At 67.7% G+C, this 17,592-nt stretch carries 15 protein-coding genes; 5 read left to right on the forward strand and 10 right to left on the reverse strand.

The window, feature by feature from the left end; genetic code table 11:
- Nucleotides 1–46: 46 nt before the first annotated feature.
- From AB0N27_RS04125 to AB0N27_RS04170, 10 genes are all read right to left on the reverse strand, one after another.
- Nucleotides 47–1,126, reverse strand: coding sequence for a pyruvate kinase (locus tag AB0N27_RS04125; protein ID WP_364366053.1), 1,080 nt, complete (start codon nt 1,124–1,126; stop codon nt 47–49).
- Nucleotides 1,123–2,766: a carbamoyltransferase N-terminal domain-containing protein gene (locus tag AB0N27_RS04130; RefSeq protein ID WP_364362890.1), complete on the reverse strand. Its 1,644-nt coding sequence runs from the start codon at nt 2,764–2,766 to the stop codon at nt 1,123–1,125. Before AB0N27_RS04130 ends, AB0N27_RS04125 begins: the two co-directional genes overlap by 4 nt.
- A gap of 4 nt (nt 2,767–2,770) precedes the next feature.
- Nucleotides 2,771–3,061, reverse strand: a complete 291-nt coding sequence (locus AB0N27_RS04135; protein ID WP_364362891.1) for a hypothetical protein — start codon at nt 3,059–3,061, stop codon at nt 2,771–2,773.
- Nucleotides 3,062–3,111: 50 nt separating this feature from the next.
- A complete protein-coding gene (locus tag AB0N27_RS04140; RefSeq protein ID WP_364362892.1) occupies nt 3,112–3,951 on the reverse strand; it encodes a hypothetical protein in 840 nt (279 codons plus the stop codon).
- Between the two features lie 6 nt (nt 3,952–3,957).
- On the reverse strand, nt 3,958–4,962 hold the full coding sequence (locus AB0N27_RS04145; RefSeq protein ID WP_364362893.1) for a phosphotransferase: 1,005 nt from the start codon (nt 4,960–4,962) through the stop codon (nt 3,958–3,960).
- Nucleotides 4,962–6,116 carry an acyl-CoA dehydrogenase family protein gene (locus AB0N27_RS04150; protein WP_364362894.1) on the reverse strand — a complete coding sequence of 385 codons (1,155 nt, stop codon included), beginning with the start codon at nt 6,114–6,116 and terminating at the stop codon, nt 4,962–4,964. The genes AB0N27_RS04145 and AB0N27_RS04150 overlap by 1 nt, the downstream gene beginning before the upstream one ends.
- 35 nt (nt 6,117–6,151) lie before the next feature.
- The gene (locus tag AB0N27_RS04155) at nt 6,152–7,198 is read right to left on the reverse strand and encodes a hypothetical protein (RefSeq protein WP_364362895.1); all 1,047 of its coding nucleotides are present in this window, start codon (nt 7,196–7,198) and stop codon (nt 6,152–6,154) included.
- Complete coding sequence (locus AB0N27_RS04160; RefSeq protein ID WP_364362896.1) at nt 7,191–8,684, reverse strand: FAD-binding oxidoreductase; 1,494 nt, start codon at nt 8,682–8,684, stop codon at nt 7,191–7,193. Before AB0N27_RS04160 ends, AB0N27_RS04155 begins: the two co-directional genes overlap by 8 nt.
- 487 nt (nt 8,685–9,171) lie before the next feature.
- Nucleotides 9,172–10,179 (reverse strand): aminotransferase class I/II-fold pyridoxal phosphate-dependent enzyme, encoded by a 1,008-nt coding sequence (locus AB0N27_RS04165; protein ID WP_364362898.1) that lies wholly within the window; start codon nt 10,177–10,179, stop codon nt 9,172–9,174.
- The gene (locus tag AB0N27_RS04170; protein WP_364362900.1) at nt 10,176–11,504 is read right to left on the reverse strand and encodes a hypothetical protein; all 1,329 of its coding nucleotides are present in this window, start codon (nt 11,502–11,504) and stop codon (nt 10,176–10,178) included. Before AB0N27_RS04170 ends, AB0N27_RS04165 begins: the two co-directional genes overlap by 4 nt.
- A 210-nt stretch (nt 11,505–11,714) precedes the next feature.
- Between AB0N27_RS04170 and AB0N27_RS04175 the strand changes: the two genes are divergently transcribed.
- The 5 genes from AB0N27_RS04175 to AB0N27_RS04195 all read left to right on the forward strand — a co-directional run bounded on the left by AB0N27_RS04175 (nt 11,715) and on the right by AB0N27_RS04195 (nt 17,592).
- Nucleotides 11,715–13,097: an aspartate aminotransferase family protein gene (locus AB0N27_RS04175; RefSeq protein WP_364362902.1), complete on the forward strand. Its 1,383-nt coding sequence runs from the start codon at nt 11,715–11,717 to the stop codon at nt 13,095–13,097.
- 189 nt (nt 13,098–13,286) lie between these two features.
- A complete protein-coding gene (locus AB0N27_RS04180; RefSeq protein WP_364362904.1) occupies nt 13,287–14,336 on the forward strand; it encodes a pyruvate kinase in 1,050 nt (349 codons plus the stop codon).
- A 70-nt stretch (nt 14,337–14,406) separates the two neighbouring features.
- Nucleotides 14,407–15,072: a hypothetical protein gene (locus tag AB0N27_RS04185; RefSeq protein ID WP_364362906.1), complete on the forward strand. Its 666-nt coding sequence runs from the start codon at nt 14,407–14,409 to the stop codon at nt 15,070–15,072.
- A 5-nt stretch (nt 15,073–15,077) separates the two neighbouring features.
- A complete protein-coding gene (locus AB0N27_RS04190; RefSeq protein ID WP_364362908.1) occupies nt 15,078–15,788 on the forward strand; it encodes an alpha/beta fold hydrolase in 711 nt (236 codons plus the stop codon).
- Nucleotides 15,772–17,592 (forward strand): non-ribosomal peptide synthetase, encoded by a 1,821-nt coding sequence (locus AB0N27_RS04195; protein ID WP_364362910.1) that lies wholly within the window; start codon nt 15,772–15,774, stop codon nt 17,590–17,592. Before AB0N27_RS04190 ends, AB0N27_RS04195 begins: the two co-directional genes overlap by 17 nt.

Genomic DNA, 17,592 nt, shown 5'->3' on the forward strand with positions numbered 1-17,592 from the left:
TGTCCCACCACGGAACAGGCCCGATCGACGAGCGCGCCTCGGTCATTCACATCTCATAGCGCAGAGGGAACATCGGCCGCGTCGGACCGCCGCCGTAGCGTTCGATCAGTTCGGCCACCAGTGCGATGGTGCGGATCGGCTGCTTGCCGACCGTGGTCTCGAAGGCCAGCATGAGCCCGTCAACGTTCTTCTCGATCAGATGCGACAGGTAGGCCAGCTCCGACCGGTTCGGGAGCCACCCGACGGACATGCTCGGCATGAGCTGTGTGCCGACGATCACCGGGACACCGGCTTTCGAACACGTCTTCAGGACCTCCTTTCCGAGGTCGTAGAAGTCCAGCTCTCCGCAGTCCATCAGCAGGTCGCCCCGGCCCAGCAGCACGGCGTCCGACGCCCCGGCGATGTCGCGCGTCGCCGCCACTCCGGCTCGGGTCTCCACCTTCGCGATCACCGCCGGCTGGCGGTCGGTCGGCGTGCCGGCGGCCATCGCCGCGCGCACCATCTCAATCGTCTTCGCGTCTTCTACGAAGGACACGACGACGGCCGAGTACGGTGTGTCGCCGATCGTCGCCAGGGCTTCGAGGTCCGATTCGGTGAGCGACACGTACGACTGCCGCTTGCCCGCGACCGTGGCCCCCTTGCGACGCCCCAGGTTCCCGAAGGTCAACGGCTGTGCCATGCAGTGGTCGTCGGCGACGCTCTCGACCCGCAACGCGTCCTCGCCGTCGCCCGCGATGAGGACGTCGCCGGGTTCGATGATGGCACCGAGGTCGTCTCCGGTGAGCCCGATCTCGGGAACGGCGATGTCGCGGCGGGCCGGCACCGGCTGGTACCAGATGCGTACACGCTCGACACCGGCCAGCGAGAAGAAGTCGTCGTTGGTGAACCGACTCTTCGAACCGGGCAGGTCCAGCAACAGATCGACAGGGCGTTCCAGTTCCTTCGCCGCGGCCACGACAGCGTCGGCCTTCTGGGCCAACACGTCCAGCGGATACTTCGACGCCGACACGCGGATGGCTGAGGCGCCGGCGGCGATGGCCTTGCGGAAGTTCTCCGGGCTGAAGATCGACGGTCCGGCGCTCGCGATCAGGCTGGCCGTACGTGGTCCCTCGGTCGGTGACATCATTCGCCCCGGACGTAGAGGGTTCCGTCGGACCAGATCAGCCGGATCCGCCCCCACTCCATCGCCGAGCGCACGTCCGGGAAGAAGCCCGAGCCGTTGAAGTTCGCGCTCGTGTTGCACAGCAGCGGGATCCCACTGAGCGCCTCGTACGCGGTCAGGAGCTGGAAGATCGCCTGGTTCTCTTCGGCGGTCACCGTCTGCAGCCGGGCGGTGCCGTCCAGATGGCAGATCGCCGGAACACGGTCGACCCACTCGGCGCGTACCTGGTGGTCGAAGAGCATGTAGGGATCCGGGCTGCCCGGCGCGAACACCTCAGGGGCCCGCTCCTGCAGACAGATCGGCGCGACCGGACGGTAGGAGGCCCGCTCCTTGTATTCGTTGAGCAGATCCTTCATCTTCGCCGAGCCGGCCGGCGCGAGAATGCTGCGGTTGCCGAGCGCGCGGGGACCCAGTTCGGCCAGCCCGTTCAGGAACACCACGGGCTCGTCCTGCTCGTGAAGAATCAGCGCCAGGTCTTCGAGTGTGCACGGCTGCTGCTTCCACGACGGCAGCGGATCCGGGGCGTTCAGCGGCGGTCCGGAGTAGACGTTCCACGACAGGCTGGCCCGGTCGCTCTGGCTCAGCATGGCCGCCGAGGCGGTGCCGAGCGCGCTGCCGGCGTCGTTGGGGAACGGCGGCACCCAGACGTGATCGAAGACTTCACTGTCGCGCAGGGCGCTGTTCCACTTGATGTTCAGGGCACACCCGCCGACCACCACCAGATTACGGTCCGGGAACGGCGACTCGGCTACCACCCGACGGACGCCCTCGACGAGCTTGCGCTGGAGGAACACGTGGAGGGAGGTGAGCATGTCGTCGGCGCTCACCCCCTGCACGGCGGTGGTCTTCTTCATCTCCTTGAGAATCTTCTTGCCGTTTTCCACGGTGTAGAAGTGGTCGTCGTCCCTGCCCGCACCCAGGACGTGGCGGAACGCTGCCTCGGTGACGTTCCCCAGGTGCTCGATGACTTCCTCCCGAGCCTGGCCGAGGGCGACGTACGCCATGATCTTCCCGGCCTGCGCGAGCACGTGGGGGTACTCGATCGGCTCATCGAACGGCGGGAACAGGCTGCCGAGTTGGTTGTAGGCCTCGCCGATGAGCGGCATGACCGGACCGCAGCTGGTCACCTGGCGGGTCTCGCCGTCGATGTAGTAGAGGAACGGGAACATCCAGCCGTCCCAGCTGAGCACGTACGATCCCTGACCGGCCTGGGCGAACGGGCTCGTGACGTACCCCGAGGCCACGTGGCCGGCGTAGTGGGTGAAGCTCAGATAGGACAGGTCCTGCGTCTGAAATGAGTACGGCCGGAGCACGTCGGTGTCGATCAGCCCACGCCGATAGGGTGCGAGGGTGATTTCGACCTCCTGGCCCTGCCAGGAAAGAACCTTGTGGGTCTTGAACCAGCCGTCCAGGACGTAATGGTCGACGTCCTCCGGTCGGTATCCGTGCTCAATTAACAGATCGAACACGATGGACAGGTCTTCGATTTTCGCGTACCGGTGGTTGTTGTTCAGCTTCTCCATCTCGTAGGAGAAGACCAGCCGGCCGTCGTCGATGAGCGCGACCCCGCCGTCATGGGTGGTCTTGATTCCGCAGATGAGCATGTGGCTACTCCTTCGGCTCAGACGCCGTGCGGCGCGGTCGGAAGTCGATGACGAGTGACTCCACGTCCTCGTAGTCGAGCAGGATGTTCCGCGTGATCTCGATCCGCTCCGGGAACCGGGACCGGACCCGAACCAGCGGCTGCTCGATGCGGTTCGAACCGATCACTTTGGAGTCGGCCTCGATCTGGAAGATGAAGTCATCGACCCAGTCCAGGTGGGCGAACAGCGGGATGTAGCGGTTCATTCGCTCGACTGCTTCCTCGCGGGAATAGCCGATGAACTCGATTGCGGGCATGACTGCTCCTCGTCTCCCGGATGGTGATCCAACGATGCGGTCGGGTAGCTTTATTCGCCAGCCGTGACAGTGCTGGGCGCGGCCAACATGGACAATTGCGGGCAGCGGCGCAGCAAATGGTCGCGCAGCTCATCGGCGACGGAAAGCCCGACGGCGACTGCCTCGCCTGTGCCGGCGGACGGCCGCGTGCGAATCATCTCGATGACCCGGGCGACCCCGGCTGCCTGGAAACCGGCGTCGAGCCGGCGCGCCAGCCGGAGATGCCACCGCCGGCGCGGGTTCGTCTCGCCCGCCGCGGCCAGCGCCCCGGCCAGGATCACCTCCAGGCATTCGAGCAGCATCCACTCGGCGTTTTCGGCGTCACCGTCCTGCATCTGCTGCAACACGTTGCGCCTGCGCGCGGCGTACCGCAGCAGGTATAACGTAGCCACGTAGAGGTGGAACTGGTCGACCCGCAACGTCTCGCGCCACGACTGGGCGATCGAGGCGTTGGTCAGCACGATCCCGTTGCGTACCTCGTGCAGCAGAACCTGGGCGGGCTCCTCCAGATGCGGCAGGTTCGCCCACGCCGACGGTTCGATGAGCGCCTGGCCGAAGTGGTCCACCGTCCCGGCGATCCGATACAGCTCCTCGTCGCTGCAGAATCTGACCTTCACCGCCCGGCCTGACCCCGTCCGGTAGAAGCTGGAACTCATCGACGAGACGGTCGCGGACACACCCGCGCTGGGTACGCCACTGCCGAGCAGGAGCAGGTCGAGCTCGGTCGAGCTGCTGCCCAGGCCGTTGACGAGCGAGCCGACGGCCAGCAGCGTGTCAGACGGGCGTACGGCCGCGACGAGGCCACCGATGTCGGCGGTGACATCGGCCGCGAGGATGTTGGCAACTGACACGCCCATTCAACCCCCCACCGGGATCCGCAGCAGGCCCGCCGCGGCACGGGCCGGTTCGGCACGCAGCCGGGCCAGCCCCTCCGTCGCGAAGCCGAGACTCAACCGGAAGATCGAGCCGCCAAAGGACTCGCCGGCCGGCCGGGCGAACACGAACGCCTCGCCGACCTGGTCCGGACCCCATGAGGCGAGGCGGGACAGGTCGTCGGCTGGCACGAGGGTCAGCGTCATCAATCCGTAGCGCAACAGTGCCAAACAGCTCAGCAGCTCCAACCGGGCCAGTTCGACATCGGTCGCCGGCCGGCCCAGATAACGGGTGACGAACCGGTCCGCGCGCTCGTCCCGCAGATCGAGCGCCTTCATGGCCGTGGCGACATCGAACAGCGGATCACCCAACCCGACGTGGTCGAAGTCGATGAGCCAGGGGGTGTCGCCGTCGAAGAGCACATTCGTCGGGTTGAGATCGTTGTGGCACAGCGCTCGCGGACTGTCGAGCATGGCCAGACCGCCGCGCAGCCCGTCGAACTCGTCGAGCACCGTCCGGTAGAGCGTCAGGTGGTCGTGGGCCGCGGTCAGTTCACGGACGGTCGCTTTCGCGGCTTCCCGTTTGCTCGCGTACAGCCGCAGGTCGACGTGCCAGTCGGCACCATGCAACCGGGCGAGGGCGTCGGCCAACGCCAGCGCCTGCGGTGCGCTCGGCGGCCGTGCCGGCGCGCCGCCGATGAAGTCCATCACCAGAACACCGGCGGCGGGGTCGGCCATCCGTACGCCGGGCCCGACGCCGATCTCGGCGAACCGCTGTGCCGCGGCGAACTCGACAGCCGTCTCGGCCGGATCCGCGTTGCCGTCGAGGATTCGGACCACGCATGAATCGCCGAGGTCGGGCCAGTCCACGCGATAGGTGGCGGCCCACGGTGTCGGCGTCGGCGGGAACGCGGTTGTCTTGGCGACTGCCGATGGCCGCAGGGCCTTGACGACGTGCGCGATGCGCTCGTGCTTAGTCCCCTCGCGCATCAGATGAACGCCGCGTCGGTCTCGGAACCCATCAGCAGCTGTCCGGACGATTCGGCGATCCGGTGTTGCCCGACGGCGTGCTGACAGGCGGTGATCATGTCGCGCGCGTGGCGGTCCAGCGGCGTACGCCGGCGGTAGATCGCATCACCACCGACGAGGTCGAACAACATCGACGTGATGTCCTTGGCGGCCCGGAAAGCGTTGTAGCGCGCCAGCGCCGCCGCGGCGCGCTCCTGCTTCGTCAGCGGCTGGCCGGCGGCGAGGCGCTCCCATTGGCCCTCGACCGTCGCGAACACGGCGCTGCGGGCGGCCAACAGTCTCGTCTCGCACTCGGCGACCACCATCTGCACGCGTTGCGACCGGCGCCAGCTGACGCCCGGCTGGTCGGTCTTGCGGTCGGCGATCTCGTAGACGTAGTCGATGGCGGCCCGTGCGACGCCGAGGGGAACCCCGGGCATCTTGCGCAGGATGGCGTCCGAGCGCCGATGCAGCGGCCCTTCGCGGTAGGGCTCCTGAAACGAGAACGAGTGCTCTTTCGGGACGAACAGGTCCGTCGCCTTGTAGTCGCAGCTACCTGTGCCGAGGAGGCCGGTGGTGTCCCACGACGCCTCGTCGATCGCATAGGAGCCCGGGTTGGCCATCATCACCCGCCAGGTCGGCTTGCCGTGCTCGTCGAGCAGCGGGGCACCGTCCCGGAACACGGTGCAACCGCCGCTGAGGACGTCGGCGTGGAGGCAGCCGCTCCCGAACCGCCAGTGGCCCTCGACACGGTAGCCGCCCTCGACCTCGTGGGCGCGGCCCATCGGCGGTGTCCAGCCGGCGGAGATCATGTCCAGCCGCGGGAACATCGTCCGCGCGACATCGGGCCGCAGATAACCGGAGTAGATGCCGGAGTCCATGCCGATCATGGCGCACCACCCGACCGAACCGTCAGCCCGGGCCAGCTCCTCGATCAGCAGGATCTGCTCCATAGAGCTCAGCCCCGGCCCGCCCCAGGCGGTCGGCATCGCCGCGCGGAACACCCCGGTGTCGCGCAGGGCGGCGACCAGATCGGGCGGCAACCGCCGGCCGTTGTCGATCTCCTCGCGGCGGTCCGCGATGGATGGCGTGAGCTGGCGGATCCGGTCGAGGATGTCGGAGAAGCCGAGCTTCACCTCGTCCGGGGCTGTCGTCCCGGTGTCCACTCCGATCATGCCCTGGCCTCCCTCACGTCGACAGCGCCCGGCCGATCGGTCCGGCGCGGGTTCACTCCGCACAGCTGTGCCAGGACCGCCATGCGGATGTGGAGGGACTCGCGCACCTGGTCGAAGTAGAGCCCGTTGGGCAGGCTGTCGACCTCGGGGTGCAACTCGTCCTTGCGCGGGCCGGGATGCAGCACCAGCGCCTTGGACCCGGTGGCGTGAATCTTGGCCGCCGTGACCCGGAACTGCTCCGGCGTGACGCTGTGCTGCTTGCGCAGCGACGCCGGAACGGCCTCGAGCGCCGGGATGTCGATCGGCATCAGCTCGATGGCGTCCGCCTCGGCCAGCAGGTCGCTGACGTCGGAGCGGAAGTCGTACTCGATGCCGTGGGCGTGCAGCGCCGCCCGCAGATCGCCGGGCAGCGTGGTGTGCACGAACGACGACGAGGCGTACGCGGACATCAGGGGCGCGCTCGGCGGCACCAGGAAAAGCATCCGCTTGACCTTCAACATGGCCAGCAGGAGCGTGAGCGACCGGAGCACCCGGGTGCCGGGGTCGCCGACCAGCCCGATGACCGCGCCCTCGAGGTCCCCCAGGCGCGATGCCATCACCCACGAGTCGGTGAGGGCCTGGGTCGGGTGCTCGTTCGAGCCGTCTCCGCCGTTGAGGACCGGACGCGACGACACGGCCGCGGCCCGGCTGGCCGCACCGGCCAGGAAGTGGCGCATCACGATCGCGTCGCTGAGTTCGGCGACGACGTTGATCGTGTCTTCGAGCGTCTCGCCGATGTAGTCCACCGACCGGGTCGTCGACGGATCGGCGAAACCCATGACCGAGGCACCCAGGCGCAGCGCCGCGGCTTCGAAGCCCAGCCGTGTACGGGTGCTCGGTTGGTAGAACATCATCGCGACCACGTGGCCGCGCAGTAGCGTCACGGCCTCGGCCCGAGGCATGTCCCGGAAAGCCGCCGCACCCGAGAACAGGTCCCGGACTTGGTCGTGGTCCAGGTCTCGGACCGATACCAGATGCGCGGGAAACGATCTGTGGCTACTCATAGCGCCCCCTGGAGATGAGGGCCGACGGGTCGAGCACGGCTTTGAGGCGACGAAGGATCTCCTCCTGGCCAGGGTCGCCCCGCAGGCCTGGTGCCCCCCGCATGTGCTCGATGTCCAGCCGGTAAGGGTGAAAGCCCGACGCCGCGAGGCGTTCGTGCAGGGTGTCCAGAAGCTCGTGGGCCCGGGTCTCGTCGGCGGGGGTGCGCGCGAAGCGCATGGACACCACGGCGTCGACCCAACCGTCGGGCAGCACGTTGAGCGTGTGGCCCAGGACGATGTGCGGAGCGGCCTGCCGCGCTTGCTCGTTCAACAGTCGCGAGACACTCGTGATCGCGGTCGCGGTGAACGGCACGACGGGCACGCAGAACAGCCAGCCGTCGGCGCCGGCCGAGTCGACCTGGTCGGCGGGCGTACCGAAGATCCCGCTGACCATCGCGTCGTTGGCGTCCGGGTCGCCGAGATAGCCGCGCAGCGCCGCCCGCTCGGCGACGGACTCGCCCGGGTCGACCTCCGGATCCAGCACCCGGCTGTCGGCGAAGACGCCGTCCTCGACGACGGCCTTGCCCAGCTCGTCGACGGTCGCGGCGACCAGCGCCTCCGTCCCTCGCACATGCAGGTACGCGTAGTAGCCGGTGCCGCCTTCGCCACCGTACGCCGCTTGCGCGCCGGCGCTGAAGATTTTGATGATGCCGCTGGTCAAGCCGTTGGCCTGAAACGTGCGCAGCCGGTCGATGGCGTCGGCCAACCGCGCGGCGTCGAAGCTCAGGCGCACAACGCGGCGTGCTCGCGGGCGCGGCAGGAGGCGCACCGCGGCGGCGGTGACCACACCGAGGTTGGATTGCGTGAACAGGTGCAACGCGTTGGGGCCGGGCTGGAAGGCGTACGGCGCCGTCGCGACGTCCGGCCGAGGCCATCGTCCCACGTGGGCGACGGTGCCGTCGGCCAGCACGACCTCCAGCCCGATGAGGTCGTCGGTGCGCTGCCGGTGCAACCCGATGCCTCGGTCCAAAGTGTTGCCCACCACGCTCGTGGTGGCGGATGACGCCGTGACGTTGAGGAAGTGGTCCGTATCGCGCAGGCGCGCGGCCAGTTCTCCTTGGCTGACACCGGGTTCCACCACGGCCACGCCTGTCTCGATGTCAAGCAGGCGGATGGTGGCCAGCCCGCTCATGTCGAGCACGATCGCGCCGTCGCTCACCGGCTCGGCCGATCCGAATCCCCAGTTTCGCCCGGAACTGACCGGGTGCAGGTGCAGGCGACCGTCACCCAGCCGCGCAAGATCGGCGACCAGGGCACGGACCTCGGTCACGTCGGCCGGTCGGACCATGGCAAGAATGCGGCGAGAGCGGAACGCGCCACTGTTGCGCCCGACATCGGACGGCAGACGGATCTGTTCGGGCCGGACGGTTCGGTGTAGGATCTCGATCGCCAGTCGGCCTAGCTCGTCGTGTCCGTCCTGGTCGAGCTCATCGCCCACAGCTGTCATGCATGTTCTCCCCGTGCTTGCACCGCTCACGATGTACAGTCAGGGCAAAGGCGTTGGTGCACCTCGGTTCATCGCGTACGGCATGAGCGCATCGTGAGATGACGATCCATAACGAACGTATCGACGTATCGAAGATCGTCTCACGCTTAATTGAACCTAGTTACCCGCTCTGCGGGTGTCAAGGTGTCCGGATCCCGCGCCGATCGTCGTAGAGGGGCTCGGTGACGTGCTCCTGGCCGATGGACTTGGCGAACGTACGCGGCCGATAGGTGCGGTAAAGGTCGGTGTCACCTGTCTCGCTTCCAATCGACCGAGCGGCTTGTCCTGGCTGCCATTGGGTCCTGAGAGGTTCACGATATGCACGCCGTACGGCCGCGCCGCCAAACCACCCGACCCGGACCTCAGCACAGGCCGAGGCGCGGGTCAACGAACTGACCCTCCTGCGGGCTGTCCACATCGGAGCGAAAGTTGCGCTTCACCGGGCGGATCACACGTTCGTGATCACGGGTTGGAGGAGTTGCGGAATGGTCAACCGGCCGGCGTTGACCAGGGACACGATCCGTTGGCCGGCGTCGGTCGCCTCGTCCGGCGTGACGTCGCTGAAGCACAGGCGGACCTGCTCCGGGCCGGCCAGGAAATCCGGTCCCGGCCCGACCAGGACGCCGTGGTCGCGCAAAACCGCCGCAGCATCCGTCTGGGCCGTGGACAGCAGCAGCGAGGACCCACCGGCCGCGCGGGCGCGATCGTCGAGCACGCCGTCGGCGACCGTCACGAAGGCGGCCCGGGCCGCGTGGCATCGCACGACATAGACTTCCCGCACCTCATCCAGCCCGCCGCGCCTGAGGAACAGGGTCCAGGCCAGTTGGCTGAGGGTGGCGGGCCAGGCGAGATGCCGGCCGAGCAGGGAGTCGAGCTGATCTGGCGGGACGGTCAGCCAGCCGAGCCGGCTACCACCCCCGGCGACCTTGGACAGGGAGGCCAGCCGAATGTCCGCGTCCACGACCGCGGCGTCGGGTTCATAAGGGCGGTAGATCTCGTTCACCACGAGCCGGTGCGGGCCGATCCGTTCGGCCATGGTGGCTGGCAGGGTCGCGCCGTCCGGGTTGCGGCCCGGTGACGTCACCCAGCACCGGGCCTCTCCCGCGGCGGCGGCTTCGGCGGGCATCCGTTCCCACGACGTCAGGGTGACGTCAGCGCCCATGGCCCGCAGGGTGGCCGGGAGGCCGCTGAACCCCGGGCTCTCCACCAACGCCACGTCCCCCGGCCGGGTGAGCAGCGCGGCGGCTGCGCACACGCCGGTGGTGACCACCATCCGCTCAGGGTCCATTCCCCATCGCTGACCGAGCTCGGCCCGAAGCTCGGCCAGCCCGGCGCGAGGCGGGGTGCGGCTGTGGCGATCGTCCCGGATGGCCTCGGCAACGCACTCGCTCCAGAGCTGGGTGGCGTTGGCCGGCCAGCCCGGCTGGCGACCGGTGAGGTCGATCGTGGCGGTCACGCCACGCTCCGCACCAGGCTCTCGTTCAGGTTGTAGTCCAACGTGGGCACGAACACCGTGTCGGGCGTGCGGACCAGGTCACCGGCGCCGGTCCGGACGATCTCGATCTGCTTGCCGAGCGGGTCGCGGGCGCCGTCCGGCTCCTCGGTCGAGCGCGGCGGAGCGGGGCTCACCAGCTCCGCGGCCACCTCGGTCGGGACCAGGCGGATGCACTCCCAGCTCGTCAACTGCGCAAGACGCAGCGGTTCGGCGTCCTTTCGGACGGCCAGCTTCAAGCGCGGACGGTAGTAGCGCGCCGCGCTGACGCCCAACCGCACGCCCTCCTTCAGCGATCGGCGGCGGCCGAGCTCGAAGGCGTGCAAGGAGGTGCCGATCCACCGGCGTCGCCAGTGTGACGCGCCCCAGTAGTCGGCTGTCGCGGGCCGCAGACGCTCGGCCGGGCAGCGGTCACGGAGCCGCTGAGCCTTCGCGAGCAGCGGCTCGTCGAGCGCCTGGAAAGCGATCACCTCGCCCAGGAGGTATCCGAGATATCCAGTCAGGGCGACCGCGTCCAGGTTGCTCAGCACGACGTCCCAGTCGATGCGGTCGTCGCTCAAGGCGGCCGCCAGGTCGTTGAGGTCTTTGGCCAGGACGAAGTAGTCACCGGCCGAGTTGGCCACAACGTGTAGCACGGTGCCGGTGGGGGAGTAGGAGTGGAGCCCGGGCGGTGGAGTCGGCCCGATCAAGGGCAGCCAGCCACAGTGTCGGACCGAGTATCCGCCGAAGTGGATGTCAACACTCGGTATTTCAGGGTCAGGGTGGCTCAGGTTGACCTGACCGTAGACATCGCCAGCGGCGGTCGCCTTCAACCAGGGCAGCTCCTGGCGGGTGTAGTCGTATCCCTGGGTCGATCGCAACCACGTCGTCAGTGTCATGGCGTGGTCCACATCGGTGACCATGACGTCGACGTCGCAGCCGATGTCGCGCGCGTAGGGATCCTGGTACCACTCGAGGGCACCCAATCCCTTGATGGTCCAGATCGGCATCCCCATCCGACCGGCCGCCTCGTCCATCTTGGCGCAGAGAGCGGGGAACCGCTGGCGGCTGGCACCCACCAGGTCGAGCCGGGCAGCCAGATCCGTGACCGTGCGTAGTCGTTCGATGCGCTCCGGGGCGATGGCGGCGAGTCGGTTCATGGCCAGCGTCGCCGCCTTCTCCTTGGCGATGGCGAAGCCGAGTTGCTCGTCGTCGACCTTGGCGATGGCCGCGGCCAACTGCGCGTCGTCGTCGCGCGGGTAGAGGGCGCTCAACCGCTTGACCAGCGATCCGATCGGCGCCGCGCTCATCGAACAATCCCGAGTTGCACTGTGGTCCCCTCGCCGTGCGCCGTCAGTCTGCGGGCAGTCTCTCGGCCACGATTCTAAGTGAGATGATATCGCATAGCTAGACATCAGTGTCTGTAACATCGATGCGGGAGCCGACCAACCGTCCGCTCTGGACGGTCGGCCGGAGTTAGGGTGTCCGATACGACGTCGAACCTCTGAGGAAGCGCATCTATGACTGAGAATGGCGAACTCGCCGATCCCCTCGCCGGCATCCCGGCCGACAAGGCCACCATCCTTCGGCTCGCTCGTGCTCATGTCTTCCACTCCTGGTCAGCGCAGGCGCAGATCGATCCGCTGCCCATCGCGTCGGCATCGGGGTCTTACTTCGTTGACTATGACGGCAAGCGTTATCTGGACTTCTCCAGTCAGATGGTCAATGTCAATATCGGCCATCAACACCCGCGGCTGGTCAAAGCGATCCAGGACTACGCCGCACACCTGACCACCATCCAGCCCGCGTTCGCCAACGGCGCTCGCTCGGAGGCGGCCCGCCTCATCTGCGAGGTGGCGGGGCCAGGATTCCGCAGCGTCTTTTTCACGAACGCCGGCGCGGAGGCGAACGAGAACGCCATCCGGATGGCGCGACTGCACACGGGCAGATCAAAGATCCTCGCCATGTATCGCAGTTATCACGGCGCGACCCATGGCGTCATCGGCGTGACGGGCGACGAACGGCGCTGGGGGACCGAGCCGTACACGGCCCCCGGGGCCGTGCACTTCTGGGGCCCATATCTCTATCGCTCAGCCTTCCACAGTGACAGTCCCGAGCAGGAAACCGACCGAGCACTCGCGCACCTGCGAGACACCGTCATGGCCGAAGGTGGCCACACGATCGCGGCGATCATTCTCGAGCCGGTTGTCGGCACCAACGGCATCCTGGTGCCACCGCCCGGTTACCTCGCCGGCGTACGCGAGATTTGCGACCAATACGGGATTCTGCTGATCGCTGATGAGGTGATGGCCGGATTCGGGCGCTGTGGGGAATGGTTTTCCATCCAACACTGGAATGTCAGGCCGGACCTGATCACATTCGCCAAGGGCGTGAATTCCGGCTACATCCCACTCGGGGGCGTCATCGTCTCCGAGCAGGTCGCGGCGACGTTCGACGATCGGAGCTACCCCGGCGGGTTGACCTACCAGGGCCACCCGCTCGCGTGCGCCAGCGCGGTCGCCTCGATCGAGATCTTCAAGGACGAACACATCCTGGAGAACGCCCGGAAGCTGGGCAGTGAGGTCATCGGGCCAGAGCTGGCCAAGATCTTCGCCCGGCACCCGTCAGTCGGTGAGGTAAGAGGGCTTGGTGTGTTCTGGGCTCTGGAACTCGTTCGCGACCGTGCGACCCGCGAACCGCTCGTGCGTTCCAGGACCGGTGCAGGCGCCGCAGCGATGAAGGCTGTGACCGCCGCCTGCAAGCAGCGCGGGCTGTGGCCGAGGACCAACCGCAACCGAATCCACATCGTCCCGCCGTGCACCACGACCGAGGCCGAGGCACGCGAGGGCCTGGCCATTCTGGACGAGGCCCTCGACACCGCCGATCAGTACTACGCCACGTGATCTACACCGGACAATGTTCGCGCGTTCCCGCATTAGATCTCTGTCTGACCTGCAAGGGCGCCTGGACACTACGAAACCTTGACGGCGCCATAGCCGCTACCTAAGATCGTTACTCGTACGATCCGCCCATCCAGGATCGTCCGATAGTCCGGACATCAAGCGGTGGATTTGGCGAAACGGGGATCCAACGTGTCCAATATCGTCGTAACGCTGGGGCCATCCAGTATGGAACCTGGCGTCGCGGAGCGGCTCGTGGTCGCCGGCGCGAACGCGTTCCGGTTCCCGGCATCCAAACTGTCGATCGACGAACTGTCCCGTCTGGCGGTGGAGATCGCGTCAACCGCCGAGAAGCTGGGGCGGCCACAGGACCTGTTGCTGGACCTGCCCGGAGCCAAGAGCCGGTTCACCAACGACATCGAGTTCTCGCTCGCGGGCATCCCGAAGATCCGCGTGGACTTCACGCCGACGCCGTCGGACGAGCACGCGGCGGTGCCCCGGCTCGGCCTGTCCGGCAACGACATGGGCCATTTCCTCGAGCCGGGTGACGTGATCCTGATCGGCGACGGTGAGGACGCGCTGCGGGTCGACGAGGTGCACGGCGACCACTGCCTGACGACACCGCTCACCGGCGGCATGCTCGCCCGGCGTCGGGGCGCGGTGGTCAGCGGCAAGATGCCCCGCTTCGACGACCTGACCCCTAGCGACGCGGCCGCGCTGCGCCTCGCGCCGTCCACCGTGTTCTCGGCGGTGATCCTGTCGTTCGTCGAGTCGGCGTCCATCGTCGAGCAGGCCCGCACTCTCATGCGCGAGAGTGGCCGCGACGACCTGCCGGCTGTGGTCGCCAAGGTGGAGACCCGGGCCGGCGCGCTCGCCGTGGCTGACATCGCGCGCAGTGCCGATGCGATTCTGCTCGGCCGGGGCGATCTCCTGCTCGAAGCTGGTGAAGTCGACTTCTACGCACTCTGCCGTGACGTGATCAAGACGGCGGCCGACCTGTCCTGCCCGGTGATCGTGGGCACCCAGTTGTTCGACAGCCTGGCCGACAGTTGGCTTCCGCATCGTTCGGAGCTGGCGTACATCTCGCAGCTGTGGGAGGCCGGCATCGACGGTCTGATGCTCGCCTACGAGACGACGGTCGGTGCGCAGCCCGTGCGAACAGTGGAGGCGCTGTCGACGTTGCGGTCACGGTATGCCCCGTCGCCCGATGGCAAGCCGATGTTCCCGACCCGCCTGCCCTGAACGCCCGCCCCCGAATATTTCTCGAAAGGCTTCGACAATGAGTGTTCCGAGTCGCGTTGAAATCCGAGGCGTGTTGTTCGAGGGCCTCAACTTCGGCGGAAAGACCACCACCACCGGTCGGGTGTACGAACTGCTCGAAGCGAGAGGCGACCGCGTCGAACGCCGGCGTTGCCACATCACCAAGAGTGAGATCACCGACTCGCTGGAAGTCGCGGCGAGGCAGGCGGTGCAGGACGGCACGAGCCGGGTGTTCCCGAATCCCGACCTCCTGCGCCCATTCCATGTCTTGAAGTCAGCGCAGATGATCGTGGATGCCGAAGCGGCGGCGACCTCACCCTACGCCTCGGACGATGGCCCGATCCTGGTTCAGGATCGGCATTGGCTCAGCGTCTTCTGCGGCAACGAGTTCTTCAACCCGGGCGAGGGATACCTGTCCCAGCAGTGGCGTGCCCAGTGCACCCCCCGGTTCACGGCCCAGATCTATCTGACTTGTTCGCCGGCCGAGCGTAAGCGCCGGTCCTTGTCCCGAGACGGCGACGCCCACGGACTCAACGCGTACTTCCGCACCAACCTCGACCAGCTCGACAGGTTCGACTCCTTCTGCCGGGAGTCGATCGCCGACGATCCGACGTGGTTGATCCTTTCGACAGACGGCCTTTCCCCCGATGAGGTCGCCGCCGCAGCCGTGGCGGAATTCGACCGGGCCGCGTCGTCGGTGCGCTCCGCAGCGATCTGACCGGAATGGCGACGCCGCTGATCTGTCTGCCATTCGCCGGCGCGGGCACGTCCTATTACCACGCGTGGCGACCGCTGTGCGGTGACCGCTTCGACATTCGGCCCGGTCTCCTGCCCGGTCGGGAGCGGCGCATCGACGCCGAACCGTTGCGGGATGTGCACGCGGCGGTCGACGACCTCCTGCCCACACTGGCCGTGGCCGGCGAGGTGGTGCTCTTCGGGCACTGTCTCGGCGCCCTGATCGCGTTCGAGTTGGCCCATCGCCTCGTCGCGGAACCGGACGTCACCGTGGCCGCGCTGTTCGTCAGCGGGGCCGCCGCCCCGGCCGAAGAACGCTCGCTGGGGGCCACCGGGCTGCCGGATGACGCGTTCCTCGACCGGGTGGCGGGGTTCGCCGGCTTCACCGACGCGGCGATGTCCGACCCCGAGCTGCGCGAGCTGATCCTGCCGACGTTGCGGGCCGACGTGGAGATGTTCGAGCGCTACGCGCCGAGCACCGCAGAGCTGTTGCCGGTCCCGATCACCGCGGTGGTCGGCAGGGACGACGTGCTGGTCCCCCGGGACAAGGTGGCGGGCTGGTCGAGGTCGACCAGCAAGGACTTCGCCATGATCGACCTGCCCGGCGGACACATGTACCTGACCGACAGCGTCGAGCAGGTACTGTCGCTCATCGACGTGACCGTGCACGGAGGGGGATCGGGTGAACCCCGCGTCTGACCGGCGCGAACTGTTCCGCGGCGACCCTCCGACCGCCGAGTTGATCGCGCTCGGGGCGTCGCCGCGGTCCGTGAACGCCGATCCCAGGACGATCACCTCGGCCTTCGACCGGGTCGCCGCCGGCACGCCTGACGCGGTCGCGGTCACCGACGGCGCCAGAAGCATGACCTTCGCGGAACTGGCGCGCCAAGCCGGGGAGGTGGCGCGCGGGCTGATCACCCTCGGGGTGGCTCCGGGTGACATGGTGGTCGTATGCCTCGACCGATCTGCCGATCTGGTCGCGGTGCTGCTCGGGGTGCTGAAGGCGGGCGCGGTGTACGTGCCGACCGACCCGTCCTACCCGGTGGGCAGGTTCACCCACATCATCCACGACACCGGGGCGAACATCATGATCACCCGGCTGAACGGCATCGAGGTCCCGGCGAGAACCGCGTCCCCCGAAGCGCTGCGCGGGCTCGCCAGCCCCGACCGCCCCACCCCGGACCGCGCTCCGGACGACCCCGCCTACGTCATCTACACGTCCGGATCCACCGGGGAGCCGAAGGGTGTCGTCGTCCCGCACCGGAACGTGACCTGGCTGATCGAGGCCACCAGGGGCGAATACCAGTTCGACGAAGGCGACGTGTGGACCCTCTTCCACTCCAGCGCGTTCGACTTCTCCGTCTGGGAGATCTGGGGCTGCCTCCTGACCGGTGGCCGGCTCGTCGTCGTGTCCGGCCTTGACTCCCGGAGCCCCGAGCGCTTCCGCGACCTGCTGGTCGGCGAGTCGGTCACCGTGCTCAACCAGACGCCGTCGGCGTTCGCTCAACTGCTCGCCGTACCCCATGACGACGTCGACGTGCGGTTGTTGATCTTCGGCGGGGAACCACTCGACACCCGGAGCCTGTTGCCCTGGTTCGACGCACACCCGGAATGCCGCGTTGTCAACATGTTCGGCATTACCGAGACCACCGTGCACGTCACCGAGCAGACGATCACCCGGACGCTCGCTGAAGCGGGCTCCCGATCGATCGGGAGGCCATTACCCGGTTGGTACGTCTACCTTCTCGACGAGTCCGGGTCGCCCGTCGAGCAGGGCCGGACCGGAGAGATCCACGTCGGTGGTGCGGGCGTCGCGCTCGGCTACCTCAACCGGCATGAACTGACCGCGCGACGATTCCTGCCGGATCCGTTGCGGGGTGGAGTCGCATATCGCAGCGGCGACCTCGGCAGGTTGCTGCCCGACGGCGGCCTGGAACACCTCGGCAGACTGGACAACCAGGTCAAGGTTCGAGGCCATCGCATCGAGCTCGACGAGATCCGCGCCGTGCTGCAACGTCACCCTAGCGTGGGCGCTTCGGCGGTGGTGGTGCGCAGGGCGGCCGCGGACGATCCGAACACAGCCCGGCTCGACGCGTACGTCGTAGCGGCGGGAACGGCCACCGTGGACACTGACGACGTCGCCTCGCATGCGAGCGCCTCGCTGCCCGCGTACATGAGCCCGGCCACCATCACCGTGCTGGGTGCGCTTCCGTTGACGGTCAACGGGAAGCTCGACGTGTCGGCGTTGCCGGAGCCCACGGCCGGAACGCCCGGTCCCACCTCGCCGGACGGCGACCTCACCAGTCGCATCCAGAACATCTGGACCCGGATGCTGGGCACCGAGATCGGGCCGGACGACGACTTCTTCGTCGTCGGCGGCAATTCGGCGCGCGCGGTGAACGTCCTCGTCGAGATGCGTGCCGTCGGCATCACACTGCGACTCGTGGATCTGATGCGCAACCCGACTCCGCGCGCCCTGGCCACCGCGTTGGCCAGCACCTGA

It is taken from the genome of Micromonospora sp. NPDC093244 (genome assembly GCF_040683695.1).
Classification (GTDB): domain Bacteria; phylum Actinomycetota; class Actinomycetes; order Mycobacteriales; family Micromonosporaceae; genus Micromonospora.